The sequence below is a fragment of the Candidatus Rickettsia tasmaniensis genome, assembly GCF_036857515.1.
GTDB lineage: Bacteria > Pseudomonadota > Alphaproteobacteria > Rickettsiales > Rickettsiaceae > Rickettsia > Rickettsia rickettsii.
Genome location: NZ_JAQCNX010000022.1, coordinates 21,290 through 42,744, shown reverse-complemented (window position 1 = coordinate 42,744; position 21,455 = coordinate 21,290). Strand labels below are relative to the sequence as shown.

Below are 21,455 nucleotides of genomic sequence, written 5' to 3'. Positions count from 1 at the left end.
CAAGAACAGAAGCCGTTTTCTACTTAATTTTATTGTTCTTTAATATTTCAGCTACTTCAAGAGCTGCATAGGTAAATATACCTGTAGCACCGGCACGTTTAAAACTAATTAATGACTCCATCAAAGCTCTTTCCCAATCAATTGCCCCTGCTTCTGCTGCAAATTTTAACATTGCATATTCTCCACTAACCTGATATGCAAAAATTTTAGCATTAAAATTATTTGCCGCTTCACGAATAACATCCAAAAACGGCATACCAGGCTTCACCATTACCATATCGGCTCCCTCTGCTATATCATGCTCAATCTCAAGTATTGCTTCCTTAATATTACGTACATCCATTTGATAGCTTGATTTATCTAAATAATTCTTTTTATTACTCTTAACAGCATCGCGAAACGGACCGTAAAAACTTGAAGCATATTTAGCGGCATAAGCAAGAATTCCAACATTTATAAATCCCTCTTTGTCAAGATATTCCCTTATAGCCCCAATTCTTCCATCCATCATATCGGAAGGTGCAACAATATCTACTCCAACTTTTGCTAGCACTAATGCTTGATTACACAAAGCTCTTACTGATCTATCATTATCAACTTCCCCATGATGCACAATACCATCATGACCATGTGTAGTATAAGGATCAAGTGCTACATCGCACATTATACCAATATCGATATTAGCGTTTTTGATGCTTCTAATAGTTCTACATATTAAATTATCTAAATTATAAGCCTCATCGGCATTTTCACTTTTTAGACTTTGATCAATACTCGGAAATAATGCAATAACATTAATACCAAGCTCTGCTGCTTCTTTTGCCGTTTCTACTATTTGATCAATCGATAAACGATATATACCAGGCATAGTTTTAATTTCTTGCCTTTCATTATGTCCTTCAACAACAAATAAAGGCAATACTAAATCACTAACCGATAAATTACTTTCGGATATTAACTCTCTAAGCCAAAAAGCTTTTCTATTTCTTCTAAGTCTAATATGGGGGTACATAAAATTCATATCTCATTTTAGTTAAGAACTTGGATTCTAATATAGAACCTAACTATCTTATAGTAAAAATATTGCATTACAAAAAGAAATTTTGCTTGCAATTTATAAAAAATTTAAGCAAACTATTTAAATGTAAATAAACATAATAGGAGCTTAATATGGCACAAGATAATATTCCAAAATCAGTAAAAGATAGAATACATGAGTGGGAAAAAAAATCAAAAAATATGTCAAATAACCCACCAAAAAATACAAAACCGGCTGTTCCTCCAAAACCCACTTCTGAGCAAATAAAGGCATGGAACGAGGCACATAAAAAACAGACTGACTTAACTACACATTCCCAAGCACTTGATATATTTGTCGACACCCCATCTCCGCAAGTTGAAACCCAAAAGCCCATTATTTTTTCAAAACCGGCTCTGGAACAAACAAAAGTACTGGAAGAAACACCTAAAAAACAATCTAATTTAACCATAAAAGAGAAAATAGAGAAATTTTTTAAAGATCATAATATTGATACCAAAGATGCTTTGATTCCGGAATTTAGCCGCTATATAGCATTAAGCGGTTCTATGGCAGGGAAGCGTCTTGATATTACTATTAAAGCTTATGAACAATCATTAGGACGGCTAATAAAACAAGTAGGAGTACCTCAAAAAGAGTTTATTTCTTTTATAGCAGATGATCTAATAAAGAATCATCCACACAAAGATAAATTTGAAAAAATCAATCAACATTATAAATTACCTGAACCACCTAAATTATCTGATATAATTGATAATCTTAGAGAATTAGTAAACAATGATGATATAATAGCTCATTTGAAACAAAGTAGAAAACACATTGAATTTAAAGAAACAGTAAATAATATTATTCAGATTTATGATGATAATAAACATAATCCAACTGCTATAGCTAAAGTTGAAGCAAAACTGAAAGAGGTAGGTAAATGGTGTGAAGAAACTACAAAAATGGATAATAATCCTATTTGGAAAAATATTGGTAATTTTATAAAATATTCTTTTACCGGAGATAAAGCTAAAGCGGCTTTTTATAAAGATGCTATAAAAAATTCTACTCAAAATACTAAAAAAGCTATAGCAGAAATACAAAAATCTCTTACCAATCCTTCTCCTCATTCATCTAATGTTCCACCGTCGAAGAATCAAGGAGAAAGATATAGAAGCTAATAAAAACTTTTAGGATCGATATCTATTTTTAGATGGCAAAAAGAAGGAATTTTTATAAGGCTTAGCCAAAATTTTAAATATTTCTGCAAATTAAATTTCTTATCGGCTATAATAAGTATCCGGTAACGATATTTACCAGCGAGCTTTGACATTAATGAGCTTGCTGGTCCTAAAATTTTCACGTTTGCTTTTGGTGCAATTCGGACCATATCCCTAGCAATTTCTAGAATTTTAGCCTCACTGGAACCTGATAAAATTACCGATGCTATTTTGGAAAATGGCGGCATATCTGCTGATTTTCTTATTTCAAGTTCATTTGCAAAAAAACTATCTTCATCACCGGCTTTAACATAACTAAAAATTGTATTATCAGGATAATAGCTTTGTAAATATACAACACCTTTACTATCTCCTCTACCCGCTCTACCACCTACTTGATGTAGTAGCTGAAAAGTTCGTTCAGATGCTCTAAGATCGGCATTATTGCTTCCAAGATCGGCATCTATTACTCCAACTAAAGTAAGATTCGGAAAGTGATAACCTTTTGTTATTATTTGTGTGCCTATTAAAATATCAATTTCTAAATTTTCCATTTGATGTAGAAGCTGTGCTATTTTTTCCGGGCTTTTAGCATGATCTTTACTTATCACCGCAATTTTACTCTCAGGAAAAAGTGCTTTTGCTTCTTCCTCTATTCTCTCTATACCTGGACCACAGACAGTTAATGTTTTATCCTCTAGACATTCAGGACAAGAACTAAAAATTTTACTTTGATAACCGCAATGGTGACATTCAAGTTTTTTAGTCGCTTTATGTACTACCATCCAAGAAGAGCAGAATTTACAGGTAAATCTGTGACCGCAAGCTTTGCATAGCATGAGCGGAGCATAACCACGCCTATTAAGAAATAATAAGACTTGCTTTTTATTATCTAAATTACCTTTGATAACTTCTATAAGAATCTTGGATAAATAGGAATTCTTAGATAGTTTTTCTTTAGTCATGTCGATTATTTCTATATTTGGCAAATCGACATTTTTGTATCTATTAACCAATGTAACCAATTGATATTTACCCATTTCTATATTATGTATCGTTTCAATAGACGGTGTTGCCGAGCACAAAACAATTTGTGCTTTATCAAATGTACCTCTTACGATAGCCGTATCCCTAGCATTATATAATATACCGTCATCTTGTTTATAGGAATCGTCATGCTCCTCATCTATAACTATTAAACCGAGATTTTTAAAAGGTAAAAACAAACTACTTCTAGCCCCAATTACTACTTTAACTTTATCGCTTAATATACCTCTTAAAATCATTTTCTTGTGAGCTTTGGTAACGCTTGAGTTCCATATGATAGGCTCAAAACCGAATCGCTCTATAAAACGATTAATAATTTGTGTACTTAAAGCAATTTCAGGCAACATAACAAGCACTTGCTTGCCTTTTGCTAAGTAATCTGCTATTAGATGAAAATATATTTCTGTTTTACCTGATCCCGTAACACCTTTAACAAGTGTTGGCTTATTACTTTCATTTAAAATTGTTACTGCTTGTTTCTGCTCTTCTGACAAATCAGGTAGCACAAAGTTATTATTGACTTTCTGCTCCTTAACTTTAATCGGTTTTTCAGCAATATCTATAGGTAATACTAACTTGGTTATGCTCCCAAGCTCTGACATATAGTAGCTACCCATCCATTTAATTAATTCTAAAACTTCTGAAGTAATATTTAAATTTAACGGTACTTTCGCTCTAATAGTTTTTATTTTTTTTGCCTCAGAATTTGAAACAAGCTCCCATACTATGCCGGTTAATTCCTTATTTCTAAAAGGCACTACAACAAGATCACCTATGTTTAGCTCTAAATCTTCAGGTATTAAATAATCTAGCGGGAATAATTTTGCTACAGGTAATAATATTTTTGCTATTCGCATATATAATGTATTTTATAATTTTTTTTTTATTATATACTAAACTGATAAATTATAGAAACCTAGATGAATAAAGAAACAAAAATTGTTATAGCAATTTCTGGAGCTTCAGGAGCAATATACGGTATTCGTTTGCTTGAAGTACTAAAGCAAAAAAATATCGAAACTCATTTGGTTATTTCAGAGGGAGCAGCTCTTACTATAAAGCTCGAAACTAAATATTCTATAGATGAAGTTAAGCTACTGGCTAATTATTATTATGACGATAAAGATTTAGGTGCTACTATTTCAAGCGGCTCTTTTAAAACTTCAGGCATGATAATAGCCCCTTGTAGTATGAAGACCTTAGCAAGTATTGCTCACTCAATGGAAGATAATTTAATTAGTAGAGCGGCAGGTGTTGTACTTAAAGACAGAAGAAAACTTATTTTAATGACCCGTGAAACTCCTTTGCATATCGGACATTTAGAAAATATGTTAAAAGTAGCGAGTTACAGCGGCATTATATCACCGCCCGTGCCGGCTTTTTATAATAACCCTGTAAGTATAGATGATATAGTGAATCATTCTATTACTAGAGTTTTAGATTTTTTCGATATCGAAACTAATTTAATTAAACGCTGGGATAGTTATGAGCAATAAAGTATCAACTTTACTATTAAAACTTGCATTAAAAAAAGCCCGTAATATCATTAATAAATATTTTTCACCGGAAGAAAGTTTAGTCGATAAATTAATCGCTGAACGTAGAAATGAAGCAAAGAATGAATAATGTAAAATGTGCTGTTTTGGGCTTTGTTGTGTGGATCGGTTTTAACGTCATTGCGAGGAAAGTACATAAGTAATTGACGAAGCAATCCAGTAAAAATTCTGATTTACAGAATTTTTTTATCATTCTCCTAGATTGCCGCGCAGCCTACGGCTGCTTGCAATGACGACTCGGTATCCACGAAACAATACCTAGTGGGAATGACATAAAGGGCTTCTTTTTTCAAACCTTTTTCAAACCATATAATAATTTAACAAACAACAATGGCACGTAATAAAATAAATAACGAAACAAATATATTAGCTGATAACGAAGATAATTTACCTATACCAAGGGTTTTACCTTCAAATGTTCAAGCAGAGCAAATGCTACTTGGGGCGATTTTAACCAATAACGAATTACTAAATTACGTATCGGAATTTTTACGTGATGAACATTTTTTTGAACCTATTCATCAAAAAATCTATAAGGCAATTGAGAAAATTACTGAAAAAGGGCTGACAGCTACACCTATTACTTTACGTAGTATGTTAACTCAAGATGAACTATTTCAAGAAGTAGAAGGAGCGGAGTATTTAGCAAAATTGATAACTATGTCAATGATGGTAATAAACCCGGTTGATTATGGTAAAATAATATATGATTTAGCAATAAAGCGTAATTTAATAAATATCGGTGAAGAAGTAGTAAATAATGCCTATAATTCTTCATTAGAAGTTGAAGCAAAGGAACAGATTGAACATGCCGAAGCTAAACTTTACGATTTAGCTAGCGAAGGCTTGAATGAAAAAAGTTTTACCAAAATCGGTATATCTATTTCAGAGTCACTAGCTAGTATTAATAGGGCTATGAAAAATAATGATCATGTAATCGGTATATCTACTGGTTTGATTGATCTAGATAATAAATTATGCGGCTTTCATAATTCCGATCTTATAATTCTTGCAGGACGTCCGTCAATGGGTAAAACGGCATTTGCTATAAATCTTGCACTTAATGCCTGTAATAATATGCGTCTTAGAAATATTAGAGATAATCAAGAAATTCAGTCAGTAGGTTTTTTCTCTTTAGAAATGTCCTCAGAACAGCTAACCACACGTCTACTTTCAATGTGTGCAGAAATTGATTCTACTTCTCTTCGTACGGGGATTCTAGGTGAAGAAAAATATAACCGTCTTCGCAAGGAAGCAAATACTTTATCGGAATTACAATTTTTTATCGATGATACCCCTGCTCTATCTATTTCCGCTATAAGAACAAGAGCTAGAAGAATGAAACGCAAGCATAATCTCGGTATATTATTTATTGATTATTTACAATTAATTAGAGGAGTAAGTAAATCTGAAAATAGAGTTAGCGAGATTTCAGAAATAACCCAAGGTTTAAAAGCAATAGCAAAAGAGTTAAATATTCCGGTTATTGCGTTATCTCAGCTTTCAAGAGCGGTAGAACTACGTGAGGATAAAAAACCTATGCTATCCGATCTTCGAGAATCGGGAACTATAGAACAGGATGCTGATATAGTAATGTTTATTTATCGTGAAGAATATTATTTAACTAGAAAAGAACCGGCAGCAGGCGATGCTAAACATGCTGAATGGTTAGATAAGCTCAACAAAGTATATAATATTGCCGATATAATTGTTGCAAAACATCGTAATGGACCAGTTGGAAATGTTCCGCTTTATTATGATAGTCAATTTTCTAAATTTGGTAATTTGGAGACAAGAACTTTTAACTCTAATTAACTCAGAATTGCTTTACGTCATTATTGCGTGGATACCAAATCGTCATTGCAAGCAAACGTTAGTGAGCGTGGCAATCTCAGGAATTTTTCCCGAGATTGCTTCGTCAGTTACTTCATACCTTCCTCGCAATGACGATGTTTATCTTTTATTTTTTTCTGTCCATCCTATTGCTTTATCAAGCATCTCGTTATTATTGTTCCTATAAAGCCACATCTTATTATCAGGAATGAACTTACCAGGCTTTATTATTATAGTACCGTCACTTAAGGTTAAAACTTGTATCTGTTTTCCTGCATATTTCTTCCCCAGGGATATTTGCCCGTTATTTCCTACATATTTGATTGTTTCTATATTATTTCCTATTATCATAATATTTATATTTACAAAATTCCTATTTTTCAATATTATTAGTATATTTATAAATAATAAATAGCCTTATTATTTAGTTACTATATTAACAAGTTCATAGCCCATTTATAAGCATTTCGACGATTACGCATATAATAATTAGATATTGTTTTTGTAATTCAAGATAATAAATTATTTATCTTTGCTTTATATAACAGATAAACCGGTAATAAAATTGCAATAATTACAAGAATCATACCAGCAAATCCTAAAATTATAATAAAAGCATTAGGTACTACTACTGCTACAATATAAGCTGGTAATATAGTAACGATAGAAGCGGTCATATTACGCATTACTACATTCGGTATCGAATTCATAAACATAGTTTTAAGGGAATCACATAGCCCTACTCCTACTCCGAGTATTGATGTAACGATAGCAAGAGTTAAAATTATCCAAACTAATAATTGTACGGACGGCCATTTTGCTATATTACTTAAATCTCCGACTTCTACATTACTGGTAATCATTTGTTGATAAAATGTTGGATTATTATGATGTGCTACAATAAGAATACTACAAGTCCAAATTATATATACTATTGCAGGAATTAAGCTTCCAAATAAAAACGCCGTCTTTAGCATTTTTGTTACAATAATTAGTTAAGGTATGGAAGATTACTTGGAAACCAAATGAAGTAAAAACTACCAGAGTGACTACACCCCATATAGATATTTCTTTATAATTTGGTGAGAATAACAGTAAATTATCCCACTGAATCATAGAAACAAGTCCAATAACTAAAATTGCAATTATTATAAGCAATCCGATTAAATAGTACCCGATTTATATAATCTACTAACTTTAGAGGTAATAATAATACACCATGCTCCTATATAAGTTATACTTGTATTTAAAGCTACTGTAATATTGAAGAGCCTCCGTATATAAATACTGCAAGTAAAGCATATGAAAGGAGCTTAAGGCTTACCGTACCGATGATTTGAGCAGTATGTCCTGAAAAATATTTTCCCAATGCCCAGGTGTTAAGCCTTTACCCGCTTGAAGATTAATCTCTAGGTTAATTAAAGAAGTATAATACATTATAAACCAAATTATAAACATCAATATTATACTAGGTATTATACCTAATTTTGCTAATACCATGGGTAGTGCTATCATACCGCTACCTATACAAGTACCTGAAATTAACAGGATTGAACCAATAAGTTTTTGCATAATTTAATGAAGTTTAGATTAAAGCAAAGGACTTAATTTTTGCTAAAAAGAAAATCAGCTAAAAAAAGAAGATAAGAATTTTAAAGAATAAAAAGTTTTGATAAGTAAAATTAACATTCGTATAATTTTGTTAAAACATATGTAGCGGTATAGTATAATTATATTAATAATTTATGTAAAATTATTAATATTGCTTTTTAAGGGTATTTTTATATATTCTTATTAGACCTCTTCCCAAACTAGCTTATAGATAGGAATTTAAAGAAGACACGGAACACAGCACCACAGCGTATATAGAAATACGTGAAGATACGAGTACCGGATCGACGTATAAATTACCTCTAGAAGCGACGCTTGGGAAGAGGTCTATTGAAATTTACTATATTTAAAAATGCATAGATTAGCTAAAGTAATTAGTAATGCAGGAGTTTGTTCTAGGCGTGATGCTGAAAAGCTGATAGTTGAAGGACAGGTAAAAGTAGACGGCGTTACAATTTTATCACCGGCTACAAATGTTGATATTAGTAATCAAATTGAAGTATCAGGCACATTAATCAATAATATACACAAACCAAGGCTTTGGATTTATTACAAACCTGTTGGTTTAATTACCACTCATAAAGATCCTTTATCTCGTAAAACGGTGTTTGAACAGCTAACCGGTTTACCTCGTGTTATTTCAATAGGTAGGCTGGATTTAAATAGCGAAGGTTTATTATTACTAACTAATAGCGGTGATTTAGCACGTCAGTTTGAGCTCCCCTCAAGTAGGTTAAAGCGAGTATATCATGTTAGGGCGTATGGGAAGTCTGATATTCTACTAAAAAGCAATTATAAAAATTTAGAAATTGACCGGATATTTTATAACCCTCATTCGATAAAATTACTTAAGAAAAATAAGACTAATTCTTGGTTTGAAGTAGTTTTATTTGAAGGAAAAAATCGTGAAATTAGAAGAATATTCAAGTATTTTGGACTAAAAGTTAACAAATTAATTAGGATTCAATATGGTAGTTTTACAATAGATAATCTAAAACCCGGAGATTATAAAGAAATAAATAATAAGATACTGGAAAAATAATTAGTAATGTGTTATTATTAATACATTTTAACTAATCATATAGAATACATATGACAAATCTTAATATATATAAATGTGAAGAAAAAGACCTAAACGATTACCTTGGTTATATAAAAGATAACCCTAGTGTCTTGCTAAATGATTTTATCAAAAATAAATATTTCGCTGAAGATAATGATAAAATTATCATTACTAGTTTAGAAAATATGGAAATTAACGCAGATTTAGCCAATGCTAATTTTCAAGGTACAATACTAACAGATGCCGTATTTAATAATTGTGACTTAACAAATACCATATTATGTGATTCAGATTTAACAAATGTAAAATTTAATGATTGTACATTTATCGGTACCGACTTTAGAGGAGCAAATCTTCATTATACAGATTTTAATTATAAAGATTATGATTATAATAACTATAAAATCCCCAATCTCAAAGATAAAATACGAGATATAAAACTATCTTTTTCAGATCTTGAAAGATTAAATCAATATATAGATAAAGATTTAGAAAAAGAATATATCAAAGAAATAGTTATAGATGAAGCTACGAAGACAAAGAAATATATTTTGGCTGGAGAAGACGAAAAAACTTTATGGGAAATCAAATCAAAAGAGCTAAAGACTAAGCAAGAAGAGTTAGAAACTCTAAAGCAAAATTTAGATAATCCTGGGATTACTACCAATCTTTTAAATGCTTTTTGGAATAGTGCAGAAACTATTACTAGAAACCGACAAAACAAACTAGAAAAAATCAACAAGTTACAGCATGAAGTAAACAAATTAGAAACTGAAGTATATGCTTTAGATAATCTTAGAATGTTCTGCGGTAAGGGTTTAGATGGTATTTTTGAGCAGTTAAAAGACGAAGAAATACAAATAAAACTAGACCCATCATATATTATAGGTTCGACTGCCAAAGAGCGAGATATACCGAAAGAATATATAAAATTAACTTCTGCCGAATTTGATCTATATTTAGCTGAAGCAGCAAAACAATCCAATACAAAATTATCTCTTACCGAACTTGTTAGGAAGCAAAAAAATCTTTCAGAAGATTTAAATATAGTTCCTGATCTTTCAGCGATTAATTTATCAGGTAAAACTCTTACTAATCTTAATCTGAAGAATACATTATTTGCTTCAGCCAACTTAGAGAATATTAAAATCTCAAATTGTAATTTAGATTTTACTAATTTTGAAGGAGCTAATTTACAAAATGCCGTTTTTCAAAATGTTACGGCTCGTAACGCAGGATTTCTTTTTGCTGATCTTAAAAAGAGCAAAATTGAAAATAGTGATATGTCGAGAGCTTACATGCCTAAAGTAGATTTATCTGAAGTAGAGGTAACAAATAGCAAATTTAATGCGGTTATGATGGTTAATGCCGATGCCGAAAAGTTAATTATTAAAGATTCAGAATGGAAAAATTCTAATCTTACCGGTATATCGCTTGCTTATGCAGATATGCAAAGAGTTCAAATGCAGGGGGTAGTTTTAAATAATGCACTTCTAGATCAAGCAAATATCGTTTCTACTGATCTTGAAAATGTTTTTATGAATAAAACACATGCATTAGAAGCAAAATTTAAAGAGCAATGTAACATGCAAGGCATAACTGCAAGAAATGCCTATTTTAGCGATGCTGAATTTGAAAATATACTATCTTTAAAAGAAGCTGACTTAAGAGAAGCTATAATGCAGCGTGTTAAACTTAAGAACGCTGATTTAACAAAAACACAGCTTGATAAAGCAAATCTTGAATATGCCGATCTTACAAACGCTACGCTTACTAATGCAACTGCACAATTTGCTAAGTTAAGTAATGCTACTTTAGAAAAAGCAGAAGCCGAAGGATTAAATATTTCGGATGCTATTGCTAAAAATATTAATGCTAAGGAAGCTAACCTTAAAAATGCAATTATGCAGCGTGCCGATCTTACTAAAGCCGATTTCACTAAAGCAGTGTTGGAAAATGCCGATATGCAAGCAGTGGAAGCAGCCGAGGCTATATTTAAAGAAGCAAATCTAAAACAAACGAATCTAAAAGCAGCAAATCTAGCTGGAATTAATAAAGAAGGAGCAGATTTTGATAAAGCAAAAATCAACGATGCTACAAAGATGCATGATACTAAAGGTGAGGCTAAAGGGAATTTAGATCATCAAGATAAAGACGGTAAAAAAACATCTGTCAATGTTAACGAACATGCTAAATTACAAGATAAAATTCATGCAAGAGAGAAAAGCGGTTGGTTTCTGAAAACCGGAGTAGGACAGCTTTGTACAAAACTTGCTAAAAGTACTACATCAGGAATTAGCCGCGTAACAAATTTTTTAGCAAGTAAAAAATTTTTAGTAGGACTTGCCGTAGTAGCGGGTCTTGCAGTAGCAGCTGCACCTTTCGTAGCAATGCCTGTGTTATTGGTCACCGGCACGGCCCTTACTACTAAAGCTGTCATTCTAGGAGCAGGTATTTTGGCCGGAGGGCTAGTCGCTACCGGAACTTATAAACTCACTCAAAAACCTTTACGCAATCTTCAGAAGTCATTTGAAAACTTAACTAGTAGTATAGATAAATATATCTCACCGCCTCCTGAAAATATTGATGAATTAGTAACAGAAAAACAACAAGCAAGACAAAAATCTGAGGCAGAAAAATCTAAAGAAAGGGAAGAAAATTTAAATAATGTAAATAATAATATTGATAAAGCTAAAGAACAAGATCTTTTAAAACAAGCACAAAATAATTTAAACCAAGTAACGCCAAAAGTAGAAATAAAAGAAAAGAAAGATAAAACTGTAGAAAAACAACAAGCAAAATCTAATACATTCGCAGCAAAATTTAAGCCTAACACTCAAGGCAAAGGATTTGCCACAAAAATAAAAGACGAAAAAAAATTACGCTTAACAAAAGAAGCATATAACTAAATAAGTGTTAAAAATAATATCCGGTAAATATAGAAACCAAATTATACCTACCGCTAAAAATATCAAATATCGACCTTCTACCGGTAAGCTCAAAGAGGCAATATTTAGTATATTAACCTCCGGTGAGTTTACCGGTAATAAATTATTTAACGAAAATACTCACATTCTCGATTTATTTGCCGGTAGCGGTAGCCTTGCTTTTGAGAGCCTATCAAGAGGAGCAGGTTTTGCTACCTTAATTGATATTGATACATCCTCATTAAAAATAGCAGAAGGATTTGCTAAATCTCTAAACATTGAAAATAATGTTAATTTCGTTAATATTAATGCTTTAAATCTACCGAAAGCTACTAGACATCTTTTTAAACCAGCTTATAGAGAGGGAGCTAAAGGAGACACGGAACGCAGCACCGCAGCGTACACACTAGTACGTGAGGATGCGAGTACCGGATCGACGTCTAAATTACCTCTAGAAGCGAAGTTTGGGAAGATGTCTAATAAATCATTTGATCTTGTCTTTATAGACCCCCCTTATCATAAAAATATAGTGCCTAAAGTAATGAAACTGCTGATAAAAAATAATTGGCTCAAAGACGGTACTATTATAGTTATTGAGATGGCTAAAACAGATGATTATGTTTTAGATGAAAATATTGAAATTATACGTGAAAAACTATATGGTAAGAGTAAGCTGTTGGTTTTGAGCTTTACCGTCATTCCCGCAAAGGCGGGAATCCAGCAAAACATATAAAATATAAAAACTTGTTTTTATATTTTTATTTTATTAATAGTATGTAATTTTGTACCTGTATTAAGGTTATTTTTTCTGGATTCCCGCTTTCGTGGGAATGACATAGAACCGCGTAACAAGACATTAAAAAACAAACATGACCAAAAAGCATTACATATGTTCTAACTGTGGAAATATTAGTCCTAAATGGTCAGGGCAGTGCTTTGATTGCGGTGTATGGGGTAGTATTGTCGAAGAGATAGTAAGTGCAAATCAAGCAATTGTTAAAGTCGGTAGCAAGCAAGACTTCGATAAGCTTTCAGGGCATGTAACCGAGCAGTTACGCATCCCTACCCCTATAGATGAATTAAATAGAGTACTAGGCGGCGGTTTAGTGCTTGGTTCTGCTATATTAATAGGAGGAGACCCTGGTATAGGCAAATCTACTTTGTTACTACAGCTAGCAGCAAGTAACTTTGTATCAAAGATGAATTGCTTATATATAACGGGCGAAGAATCGTTAGACCAAATAAAATTAAGAGCCATAAGGCTAAACCTAACTAACTATAATACCGATATTTTAGCAGCTACTAATTTGGAAGATATTATTGCGAGTATAGAAGTTAATAAAAATAATATTGATTTAATAGTGATTGATTCTATTCAAACAATTACCACAAAAGAATTATCATCGCCTCCAGGCACTGTTTCGCAAATTCGTACATGTGCAAATGAGCTTGTTAATTATGCTAAGCAAAACAATATAATTATTTTATTAAGCTGTCACGTCACTAAAGACGGACAACTAGCAGGTCCTAAGATACTTGAACATTTAGTTGATACCGTACTATATTTTGAGGGAGATCATAATAATCATTTCCGTATTTTACGCTCATATAAAAATCGTTTTGGCAGTGTGGGTGAAATAGGAGTATTTGAGATGAGCGGCAGCGGGCTTATTGAAGTAACAAATCCGTCTGAACTATTTTTAATGAAGCGAGAACAGAACGTTATAGGTACGTCTATTTTTGCAGGAATCGAAGGTTCAAGACCGTTACTTATGGAAGTACAAGCCCTTATAGTACCCTCAAATATGGTAACTCCTAGACGCTCTGCGGTGGGCTGGGATGCTAATAGGTTATCAATGATACTTGCCGTGCTTAGTAGTAGGATAGGACTTAATCTTGCTAATTATGAGGTATATTTAAGCATTGCAGGGGGACTTAAAATTGCCGATCCTGCCTCTGATTTAGCAGTAACAGCAAGCTTAATATCTGCTGCAACCGGCAAACCTGTACCCGAACATAGCGTCTTTTTCGGCGAAATAAGCTTATCGGGTGAAATAAGAAAAACCGCAAAAGCAGGAACAAGAATAAAAGAAGCCGTAAAACTTGGATTTAATAAGATTATCTGCTCTAAATTTGAAAATTTAACGTATGACTTTATATCTTCCGTCTCACATTTAAAGGACCTAAAAGAGATAATTAAATGAGTATAGTTTATGAAATAAGAAATTTGGAAGAAGCACGTAATTTTTTATCTAGTGTAGAAGAGCAGCTGATATTAACAAATCATGCCTCTAGCGTAAAATATTACGGTATGCTAACAATTGATTACATGTTTAAAACTCTAAGTAAAGAATTTCCGGAAAAAGTTTTAGATCTTACCGTAAATGTAGGAGAGGATCACGCCGCTTTATTTACTGCAATCAAACTAGGGTATAAGAATATATCATATACAGGGAATTCTGAGGAAGCTAGGGGGTTGTTGTACGGATATCAAACCGTCATTGCGAGCGACTGAAAGGAGCACGGCAATCCAGAAAATAATTAAAAAAATGCTAAAAATTAGCATTTTTAACTGGTCTGCTTCGTCAATTACTCCGTAATTTTCCTTGCAATGACAGATAAACCTATCCATGCAACAAAGCCTACATTTCCTCGTAATGACGAAAATTTAATAAAAAAAACCATGAATATCAAAGATATAGGAGTAATAATTGCTAAAAAACCTTTGAAAGAAAATACATTTATTATTACGGTTTTTACTAAAAGTCATGGTTTATATTCGGGAGTTGTAAAAGAATTTTCTAGAAAAAGTAAATTTATATATCAAGAAGGGAATATTATAGATTTTCTTTGGCAGGCAAGATTACATGAACATATTGGCATGGCTAAATGTGAACTCATTAAATCTTACACCGGTTATTTTATCACAAATAAAGCTAAATTATATGCCTTTAATTCCATTATATCTTTAATCAAAGAGTTATTTCATGAAAGAGAAGAACATTCTAAATTTTTTTCATTTCTAATTAACTATTTAGATAATTTATCAAAGAATTTTTGTTTTCGTGATTATATTAATTTTGAGCTAGCTTTACTTGCCGAGACGGGTTATAAGCTTGATCTTACCAAGTGCGGCGTGAGCCATGTTACAACTGATTTAATCTATGTATCACCTAAATCAGCTAGAGCATTATCATATGAAGTAGGAAAACCTTATAAAGATAAATTATTGATGTTACCAAGATTTTTACTTTCAGATAATAGTGAGATTACATTAGAAGAAAAACGGCAAGCTTTAGCTCTAACAAACTATTTTTTTAATAGATATTTATTTCATAATAATAGACAGGTTGAAGCACGCCAAACTTTTATTGAATATACTTTAAATAATTTTTAGAGACTATATTTTTACTTTTATTTTTCTTATTTTATGATATACTTACTTAAGTAATTACTTAAATAAGTATGTAATATGACTAGACTAAGCATAGATATACCAAACGAATTACATCATTTTCTTAAAGTTCACACTGCACATAAAAATGATACTATTATGAATTTTGTAAGAAAAGCGATATATCATAAAATAGAACAGGAAAAAGCATTAAATGCAGAATCAATAAAAATATTAGAAGAATCAGCAAAAGGTTAAAATATTAATAAATATTCTGCGTATAAAGAAATGTATAAAAAGCTTAATTTAATATGATTCTGCAAACCTCTACTATATTTTGTTCCATATCATTCCCGCGAAAGCGGGAATCCAGTTGAGTAAAGCTTCTAAGAAGCTTTACTCAAGAAGAAAGTAATATAATAAAAAAATCTTTAAAATCAAGATTTTTTTAGCCTGGATTCCTGCTTGCGCAGGAATGACATAAGAGCTTTTCAAAAATTTCCCGGTACACTATATACATACCAGTACACATAGTGACTTATTCAAATAATAATCTATGAAAATACTAGCATTTGACACAGCCAATAATACTGCATCGGTAGCAATATCCGAAAATGAGAATATCCTTGCATGTATAGAAGAATTACGTCCTTCTATGCAAGCAGAAAATCTAATGCCGATGATAGAAGACGTGATGAAATTAGCTAAATGTTCATATGATGATTTAGATTATTTAGCGGTAACTAACGGACCCGGTAGCTTTACCGGCATTAGAATAGGACTTGCTAGTGCTAAAGGTATATTATTTTCCAAGGAGAATATTAAAGCAGTAGCGGTTAGCAATTTTGAATATGCTTATTTTAGAGCCATAACTCAAGTTAAAGATTATGATAAAATATATGTCTTTTTAAACGCTTATCGCTCACAGCTTTATATGCAAGTTTTTCATAAATCAGGACAAATAGAAGAGCCGTTATTGATAGATTTCGAATATGCTATAAAACTGCTTACAAATGAGAAAGGGAATATAGTTTGTTGCGGTAGCGGACTTGAATTTATATATCACCAAATTATGCCTTTGCCGAATATAATAACCTTGCCACGTTTTGCACGAGTTAAAGCTTGGGTTACCTGTAGATATATTGCTAGTAGATTGTCGAGCGATGTAAAATTAAATAGCTCTATCGAGCCACTATACATACGCCCTCCTGATGCTAAAATCGCAATCAATTATGCCATTCTTAGTTAAAAGTAGGAATCCATTTACTGGATTCCTGTAATCAACGAAATGACATAAGAGCTTTATTATACGTATACTACATCATCTTCATAATTAAAGACTCCAAAATAATTATAAGATAATTTCTCACCTGATAACTTCATAGTAAAATCACTATTAGCGTGTTCTACTTGATTGTCTGATACTTCTATTTCATCTTCACAATCAGAGAATCCGGAATCACTATCAGATACTGCACCTGATTCTTGCTTTACACACTTCTTGTCGTGTATTAAGGCTATTATTTGCTCAACTAATGATTTCGATAAATCATGATTATCCGAGTTAACAATATCAATGATTCTTACTAGACTTTCATCTGAGGCGTGCGAAATTATTGTTGCTAGCTTATCATTTGAAATATTACTCATGATTCTTACTAAATTTTTATTTGGAATAATATCAAAATTTTCTGCAAGTTTTTCTTCTCCTGCTAAAATAATTATATTTTCAAGCTGTTCATCAGAAATATCCTCATCTGATATTTTTTTTAGTTCCTGCTCGGTAAGCGCTTCTAAAGAAAGGGTAGTATCTATATATGTATTTAATTTATCTAATGGAATAAATTTCATTAATTTTTCAAAATGCTCCGGCAAAATATAATTAACTAATTTTTGTGCTTGTTCATCGGAAATATTATTAATTAATTCTGCCAATTTTTTATATGTCATCTTTTCAAAAACTTCATCTAATGCATTTTCAGACGTGTTTAAAATTTCTTCTACTAACTCATTATCAGAAAGAGTTTCAAGTTGATCTAAGAGATTAAATGTTTCTTCAGCGTTATTATTTAAATTACTCACAAAATTAAAAGTTTCAGCAACTTTAGAAGAAAGAATACTAGATGTATTTTTTATAATATTAAAACTCTTTACTCCAAAATCATAAACTGTTTTTAATGATGAACTAAATATACTGAAAAAACCTTTACTTTCAGGTGTGTTAGTTACTTTTTCACTACCATCAAGCTCATTTTGATCTAAGAGATTAAATGTTTCTTCAGCGTTATTATTTAAATTACTCACAAAATTAAAAGTTTCAGCAACTTTAGAAGAAAGAATACTAGATGTATTTTTTATAATATTAAAACTCTTTACTCCAAAATCATAAACTGTTTTTAATGATGAACTAAATATACTGAAAAAACCTTTACTTTCAGGTGTGTTAGTTACTTTTTCACTACCATCAAGCTCATTTAAAATATCTGTAAATCTGATTTGAGAGATGCCTAGAGTATCCGACTGACCTTTTACTGCTTCTTGGAAGATTATTTTAGAATTTAAAAAAGGATATTTAGTTTGAGCTTCTACTATTTTTTTATTACATCTTGCACTTTTTTCGTCATACTGCTTAATTGAACTATCTAACGCTGCTAAAAAATCAGTATGTTCTTCTTGACTAGTAGTTTGCTTTGGAGAAGTTATAAACTCAAATTCATCGTTAGCAAGATAGGAGGCTAACTTTGGATAGGTATTATGTGGGATTAAATTTTGTAACTTATTAAAAATTGATGTTATGGCCATAATTCTTCCTCATTTCTGATTTATAATAATCAGCATTGAATTATAATAGAAATTATGAGGAGGTCAAGATAAAGGCTAATAATTATTAACTTTTTATTATATTTTACTTAAAATTGATTAATTTATCCAAAAGGGATATTCTATTGAATGTCATGCCCGCGAAAGCAGGGCGTTGTTGCGTGGTTCTAACTTTTCGTCATTGCGAGGAAATTACGAAGTAATTGACTAAGCAATCTCAGGAGTTTGTTATTATTTCATGAGATTGCCATGCAGTCTACGACTACTCGCAATGACGATTTAGTAGTATCCATGCAACAACGCCGCAGTACTTGTATGATAATGTAGCCAATTTTTGAAGTTCAACGAGTATATTATAATTGTCTTTGTTCTTGAATTAGCTCAAAAATTTCAACTGTATCTCCTTCTCTAATATCTTCGTAATTTTCAAATGCTATACCACACTCATATCCTTCTCTAACTTCTTTAACTTCATCTTTAAAGCGTTTTAAAGTTTTGAGTTTTCCTTCATGAATGACTACATTATCACGTAATAAGCGTACGCCCGCTCCTTTCTTAATAATCCCTTTAGTTACATAGCTACCAGCGATTTTGCCGACTTTGGTAATATTAAATATTTGTCTAATTTCTGCGCTTCCGATATACTGCTCTCTAATGATCGGATCAAGCATACCGCTCATAATGGCTTTTATATCATCAATTAAATGATATATTATACTATAATATCGAATATCGACTTTTTCTTTTTCTGCGGCAGTTAAGGCATTTGCCCCTGCTCTAACGTTAAAGCCGACAATAATAGCTGAAGAAGCATGTGCAAGAGATACATCGGATTCCGTTATCGGACCTACGCCGCTATGAAGTATACGAAGCTTTATCTCATCATTCGGTAATTTTAATAAGCTACCTGAAATAGCTTCAACCGACCCTTGAACATCACCTTTAATAATTAAAGGTAATTCCTTAATTTTACTATTACCGGAAGCTTTTAAAAACAAATCTTCTAAACTTGAACACGGTGCAATAGATATTTTTTTTTCTTTAGCAAGACGCATTCTATATTCGGCTATATCTTTTGCTTGTTTCTCATTTTGTACTATGTTAAATTTATCACCGGCAAAAGGCACTTCATTTAAACCCTGAATTTCTACAGGAACAGAAGGAGTTGCTTCTACTATTTCTAGTCCCTTATCATTAGTCATCTTTTTAACTTTACCGTAAGAAGTACCAGCTATTATAATATCACTGTTTCTTAAAGTACCTCGCTGAACTAATATAGTGGTTAGCGTTCCTCTTCCTTGTTCAATTTTTGACTCGATTACAACACCGGCAGCTGAACCGAAAGGATTTGCCTTTAAATCCTGCATTTCTGCAATTAATAAAATTGCTTCTTCAAGTTTATCTAAGTTAATTTTCTTTAGTACCGAGATAGGAATAACCATAACGTCACCACCTGCCTCTTCGCCGATAATTTCGTGGACATATAATTCGTTCTTTACACGCTCAATATCAATATCAGGCTTATCAATCTTATTAATAGCTACAATTATAGGAACGCCCGCTGCTTTCGCATGATTAATTGCCTCAACCGTTTGCGTTTTGATTCCATCATCTGCTGCGACCACTATAATAACTATATCTGTTACTTTAGCACCTCTTGACCGCATTTCCGAAAAAGCTTCATGCCCCGGAGTATCAATAAAAGTAATTGCTCTACCGTCTGCAAGAGTTACTCTATAAGCCCCAATATGTTGTGTAATTCCGCCTAGCTCACCTGCAGCAATATCTGTAGACTTAAGAGCGTCAAGCAATGAGGTTTTACCATGATTGACATGACCCATTACCGTCACAACCGGAGCACGCGTTCTTAAATCCTCAACCTTATCATCACTAATTAAAACATTTTCAACATCTGACTCTTGGACTCTTTTTACCGTATGCCCTAAATTTGTTGCAACTAGTTCTGCCGTATCGGCATCTATTGTTTGGCTAGCATTTGCAAGAATACCGAGTTTCATTAATTCTTTAATTACATCAGCCACTCTTTCAGACATAGCATTTGCAAGATCGCCGACTCCGATAACTTCCGGGATCGTCACTTCTCTATATACTTTCTCAGGTGCTTGTGATACTAATTGACGCTTTTCTTTTTCTCTAGCTCTTTTTATAGAAGCAAGACTTCTAGTTCTACCGCTGCCGCTTTCGTCGTCGCTAAGCATATTGAAAAGATCGGCTTTTTTGAATTTTTTTGGCTCTTCTAGCTTAATTTTTGGTGCGACTATTTTACTATCTGCTGTTTTATCTAATTCTTTCTCTGATTCTATACCGTAACGTGTTCGCATTCCTACTAAAGGAGACTTTACAAAAGTTTCTTCTTTCTTTTTAGGTATTTGTGACGGTATATCTTCATCATCTTGAACGATTTTAGCACTAACTTCTACTTTATTTTCTTCGGTATTTTGCTGTTTTTGTTCAACTTCTTTATCAGTTTCTAGCAGTTCTATTTTTGAGTTAGCAGACTGGTTAATACTTGCAAGTTTACTTAAAGTGCTTATTTTTGAAGGGTCATTTAATTTAGATTGCTCAGCAGCTTTTTTAAGAATAGATAAACGTCTGTTAAATTCTTCCTTATTAGCATCAATAACAGTTTGATCTAAGCTATTCCTTTCTTTATTTAATGAAAGGGTAGTAGCACTACCGGTAGAGCTTTTTCTAACTTCTACTAGCGTTTTAGATTTAGCATTAACAAAGCTTTGAGCTCCTGTAAGAGAGTCAAAAGACTTACTAAGCGATAATTTTGAATTGCCAAGTGTCAACTTTTTGGGTTTGATTTCCTGGTTATCCGTCATATTTAAAACCTTTGTGTTTCTGTTTTTTCCGTCTACTACTTGATTATGTCATTCCTAGCTAAAAGCGGCGTTGCTCGCATGGCTCGTTTATGTCATTCCCGCGAAAGCGGG

General features: G+C 32.2%; 18 protein-coding genes and 3 pseudogenes. 13 read left to right on the top strand and 8 right to left on the bottom strand.

What is annotated here, in order from left to right; all coding sequences use genetic code 11:
• Positions 1–19 precede the first annotated feature (19 nt).
• A complete protein-coding gene (gene hemB / locus O6R16_RS05965) occupies positions 20–1,012 on the bottom strand; it encodes a porphobilinogen synthase (RefSeq protein WP_499680412.1) in 993 nt (330 codons plus the stop codon).
• A gap of 158 nt (positions 1,013–1,170) precedes the next feature.
• Here hemB and O6R16_RS05960 point away from each other — a divergent pair, with 158 nt between their 5' ends.
• A complete protein-coding gene (locus tag O6R16_RS05960) occupies positions 1,171–2,205 on the top strand; it encodes a hypothetical protein (protein WP_499680411.1) in 1,035 nt (344 codons plus the stop codon).
• On the opposite strand, the gene O6R16_RS05955 is transcribed toward O6R16_RS05960, so the two are convergent.
• Positions 2,202–4,148: a primosomal protein N' gene (locus tag O6R16_RS05955; RefSeq protein ID WP_499680410.1), complete on the bottom strand. Its 1,947-nt coding sequence runs from the start codon at positions 4,146–4,148 to the stop codon at positions 2,202–2,204. The two genes, O6R16_RS05960 and O6R16_RS05955, sit on opposite strands and share 4 nt — an antisense overlap.
• Before the next feature lie 63 nt (positions 4,149–4,211).
• On the opposite strand from O6R16_RS05955, the gene O6R16_RS05950 reads away from it, so the two are divergent.
• Together O6R16_RS05950 and O6R16_RS05945 are read left to right on the top strand one after the other, a co-directional pair.
• On the top strand, positions 4,212–4,787 hold the full coding sequence (locus tag O6R16_RS05950; RefSeq protein ID WP_499680409.1) for a UbiX family flavin prenyltransferase: 576 nt from the start codon (positions 4,212–4,214) through the stop codon (positions 4,785–4,787).
• Positions 4,777–4,917, top strand: coding sequence for a hypothetical protein (locus O6R16_RS05945; RefSeq protein ID WP_499680408.1), 141 nt, complete (start codon positions 4,777–4,779; stop codon positions 4,915–4,917). The genes O6R16_RS05950 and O6R16_RS05945 overlap by 11 nt, the downstream gene beginning before the upstream one ends.
• Before the next feature lie 37 nt (positions 4,918–4,954).
• Here O6R16_RS05945 and O6R16_RS05940 read toward each other — a convergent pair.
• Positions 4,955–5,058: pseudogene (locus tag O6R16_RS05940) on the bottom strand (lytic transglycosylase domain-containing protein); the annotation flags it as partial.
• A gap of 119 nt (positions 5,059–5,177) precedes the next feature.
• Between O6R16_RS05940 and O6R16_RS05935 the strand changes: the two are divergent.
• Positions 5,178–6,662, top strand: a complete 1,485-nt coding sequence (locus O6R16_RS05935; protein ID WP_499680407.1) for a replicative DNA helicase — start codon at positions 5,178–5,180, stop codon at positions 6,660–6,662.
• Positions 6,663–6,800: 138 nt separating this feature from the next.
• Here the strand turns inward: O6R16_RS05935 and O6R16_RS05930 are convergent, their stop codons facing one another.
• From O6R16_RS05930 to O6R16_RS05920, 3 genes and pseudogenes are all read right to left on the bottom strand, one after another.
• Positions 6,801–7,031, bottom strand: a complete 231-nt coding sequence (locus O6R16_RS05930) for a hypothetical protein (protein ID WP_499680406.1) — start codon at positions 7,029–7,031, stop codon at positions 6,801–6,803.
• 158 nt (positions 7,032–7,189) lie between these two features.
• Positions 7,190–7,796 (bottom strand): annotated as a pseudogene (locus tag O6R16_RS05925) (aromatic amino acid transport family protein).
• A 204-nt stretch (positions 7,797–8,000) separates the two neighbouring features.
• Positions 8,001–8,252 carry an aromatic amino acid transport family protein gene (locus tag O6R16_RS05920; RefSeq protein WP_499680405.1) on the bottom strand — a complete coding sequence of 84 codons (252 nt, stop codon included), beginning with the start codon at positions 8,250–8,252 and terminating at the stop codon, positions 8,001–8,003.
• 391 nt (positions 8,253–8,643) lie between these two features.
• On the opposite strand from O6R16_RS05920, the gene O6R16_RS05915 reads away from it, so the two are divergent.
• From O6R16_RS05915 to tsaB, 9 genes and pseudogenes are all read left to right on the top strand, one after another.
• Positions 8,644–9,333, top strand: a complete 690-nt coding sequence (locus tag O6R16_RS05915) for a pseudouridine synthase (protein ID WP_499680404.1) — start codon at positions 8,644–8,646, stop codon at positions 9,331–9,333.
• 50 nt (positions 9,334–9,383) lie between these two features.
• Positions 9,384–12,263: an effector protein SrfD gene (gene srfD / locus O6R16_RS05910; protein WP_499680403.1), complete on the top strand. Its 2,880-nt coding sequence runs from the start codon at positions 9,384–9,386 to the stop codon at positions 12,261–12,263.
• Positions 12,264–12,267: 4 nt separating this feature from the next.
• On the top strand, positions 12,268–13,014 hold the full coding sequence (locus O6R16_RS05905; protein ID WP_499680402.1) for an RsmD family RNA methyltransferase: 747 nt from the start codon (positions 12,268–12,270) through the stop codon (positions 13,012–13,014).
• Between the two features lie 136 nt (positions 13,015–13,150).
• Positions 13,151–14,485 (top strand): DNA repair protein RadA, encoded by a 1,335-nt coding sequence (radA, locus tag O6R16_RS05900; protein ID WP_499680401.1) that lies wholly within the window; start codon positions 13,151–13,153, stop codon positions 14,483–14,485.
• Complete coding sequence (locus O6R16_RS05895; protein WP_499680400.1) at positions 14,482–14,796, top strand: hypothetical protein; 315 nt, start codon at positions 14,482–14,484, stop codon at positions 14,794–14,796. Before radA ends, O6R16_RS05895 begins: the two co-directional genes overlap by 4 nt.
• Positions 14,769–14,897: pseudogene (locus tag O6R16_RS05890) on the top strand (lytic transglycosylase domain-containing protein); the annotation flags it as partial. The gene O6R16_RS05895 and the pseudogene O6R16_RS05890, both read left to right, overlap by 28 nt.
• A 67-nt stretch (positions 14,898–14,964) precedes the next feature.
• Entirely contained in the window at positions 14,965–15,678 is a 714-nt protein-coding gene (gene recO, locus O6R16_RS05885; RefSeq protein WP_499680423.1) for a DNA repair protein RecO, read from the top strand.
• Between the two features lie 75 nt (positions 15,679–15,753).
• On the top strand, positions 15,754–15,933 hold the full coding sequence (locus tag O6R16_RS05880; RefSeq protein ID WP_499680399.1) for a hypothetical protein: 180 nt from the start codon (positions 15,754–15,756) through the stop codon (positions 15,931–15,933).
• 298 nt (positions 15,934–16,231) lie between these two features.
• A complete protein-coding gene (tsaB, locus tag O6R16_RS05875) occupies positions 16,232–16,924 on the top strand; it encodes a tRNA (adenosine(37)-N6)-threonylcarbamoyltransferase complex dimerization subunit type 1 TsaB (protein ID WP_499680398.1) in 693 nt (230 codons plus the stop codon).
• Positions 16,925–16,980: 56 nt separating this feature from the next.
• Here tsaB and srfC read toward each other — a convergent pair whose 3' ends face one another.
• On the bottom strand, positions 16,981–18,477 hold the full coding sequence (gene srfC / locus O6R16_RS05870) for an SrfC family effector protein (protein ID WP_499680397.1): 1,497 nt from the start codon (positions 18,475–18,477) through the stop codon (positions 16,981–16,983).
• A 371-nt stretch (positions 18,478–18,848) separates the two neighbouring features.
• Positions 18,849–21,344 carry a translation initiation factor IF-2 gene (gene infB / locus O6R16_RS05865; protein ID WP_499680396.1) on the bottom strand — a complete coding sequence of 832 codons (2,496 nt, stop codon included), beginning with the start codon at positions 21,342–21,344 and terminating at the stop codon, positions 18,849–18,851.
• Positions 21,345–21,455 lie beyond the last annotated feature (111 nt).